Below are 1726 nucleotides of genomic sequence, written 5' to 3'. Positions count from 1 at the left end.
TCCTCCCTTGGGCGTGCGCGGGATTTTGGAGTTTGGCCGCGCAGGAAGGTCTCGATGACACGCATCGCGCTGCCGCATTCCGGGCCAGCTCGAAGCTGGTCCTCTTCATCCGTGCCGGTGCGCTGATCGTTTTCGGACGCCTGATCCGGGTTTTGCTCTTTGCCGAGCAAGCTCCTGATCCGTCCCGTCCTGTCGCGCCGGATACCATTGGCGAGGAAGCCAGCGTGTCTGATGCAGTGGAAGCCGGTGGGCAGGACAGGGTTGAGCAAGCGGCGGATGAACTCATCTGCCGGCAGGCGCATGACCTTCATCCCCCATTCATGGTTTGAGATAGCCCCCCGGTGGGTATACCGGCTCACATAGGCAAGCACGGCTTCCGGCCCGCCGAAGGGCGGTTTGGCATAAACGGCCCGGTTGGTTTTGCGCAGCGGCGCGGGATGGGCAGCGAAGGTATCCGGGTGTGCTCATCCCGCCAGAGCGCCGAAGAGCCTGAGCTCGCCTGCTTTGTGCAGCCTGATCAGCCCTTCGAGGACCAAGCGCCGAAACAGCCTCGACAGGACCTTCACCGGCAGGAAAACCGCCTGGGCGGCAGGCGCTCCAGCGGGTGCCATCTGGCGGCAGCCTGCCTCCCGGCACGAAAACATGCACGTGCGGGTGATGGGTCATTGCCGAACCCCACGTCTGCAGAACCGATGTCATGCCGGTCTTCACACCCGGGTGTTTTGGACCGGCTGCGATGGTCAGGAGCGTTTGGGACGAGACCTTGACCAGCAAGCCATAGGCCGCCGCCTTGTTCTGATACGCAATATCCGCGATCCGGGCTGGCAGCGTAAAGACCGCGTGGAAGTATTCGACGGGCAGCAGGCCTTCCAAGCGGGCCTGCATCCAATCGCGCGCGCACGCCCGCTGGCAGTGCGGGCAATGCCGGTTGCGGCAGGAGTTATAGGCCACGTGCTGATGCGTGCACTTGGTACATGCCGCAACATGCCCGCCGAGCGCTGCGGTCCGGCAGCTCTCAATCGCGGACATTACCTTCAACTGTGGCAGGCTCAGGTGTCCGGCATGGTCATGACGGCAGGCAGCACCGCGGGCGCGGAAGATATCCGCGGCCTCCAGTCCGGGACGGGGCATCTGAGCCCTGCCTGACCGGGATTGGCCTCCCGTCTCATGAGCAGATCAAGGGGGCTGGCTACATCCTGAAAGGTGCTGGCCGCCACCTTTGGTGGTGGTCTCCGGCTTGGCGTGCCCGGGCAAAACCTGAATGACCCGGATATCAGTCCCGGCCCCCGGCAGATGGGTTGCAAAGCTGTGCCTCAGCCTGTGGGGTGGCACCTTCTTCCTGACCCCGGCGAAGCCGCGCGCCACGCCGAAAGCCACGCTAAAGGAAGCGCGGTATCGCAATCCAGGTCCGGGCGCGGCTTCCAGAAGGCGTGACACGTCCTCGGCGCTCAGCACCAAGGGGATCTTCTTGGCTGCCCGCTGATAGCGCATGTGCCGCGTTCAGCGGGAAAACGATTCACAGGATCGTTTTCTTTTCCGCCTTCACTCTCCGGGCGCAGACACCTGGTTGCATAGAAGAAGCTCAGCACCGTCAACCGGTTATTGAAGGTTGGCGCACCAACGCCCCGTTCCTTCATATCAAGCTGAAATGCCCGCAACTCCTCCGGCGTCGCGCTATCCGGCGCATGCCCCGGAAACCGGGTGAAGCCGCGCATCGCCCGCAAAT

The 1726-nt window shown here is 63.6% G+C and carries 2 protein-coding genes and 1 pseudogene; all 3 read right to left on the bottom strand.

Annotated elements, in window-relative coordinates:
• A pseudogene (locus L1069_RS23655) lies at positions 1-1131 on the bottom strand (transposase); the annotation flags it as partial.
• Positions 1132-1176: 45 nt separating this feature from the next.
• Positions 1177-1491, bottom strand: a complete 315-nt coding sequence (locus tag L1069_RS24235) for a tyrosine-type recombinase/integrase (protein ID WP_275423105.1) — start codon at positions 1489-1491, stop codon at positions 1177-1179.
• Positions 1449-1726: phage integrase N-terminal SAM-like domain-containing protein (locus L1069_RS23645; RefSeq protein ID WP_237457278.1), on the bottom strand; the 278-nt coding region annotated here is incomplete at its 5' end. The genes L1069_RS23645 and L1069_RS24235, both read right to left, overlap by 43 nt.

Source organism: Leisingera sp. MMG026, from assembly GCF_021654205.1.
Lineage (GTDB): Bacteria > Pseudomonadota > Alphaproteobacteria > Rhodobacterales > Rhodobacteraceae > Leisingera.
The sequence above is the reverse complement of the archived record's forward strand: the minus strand, read 5'-3'. Positions and strand labels throughout refer to the sequence as shown.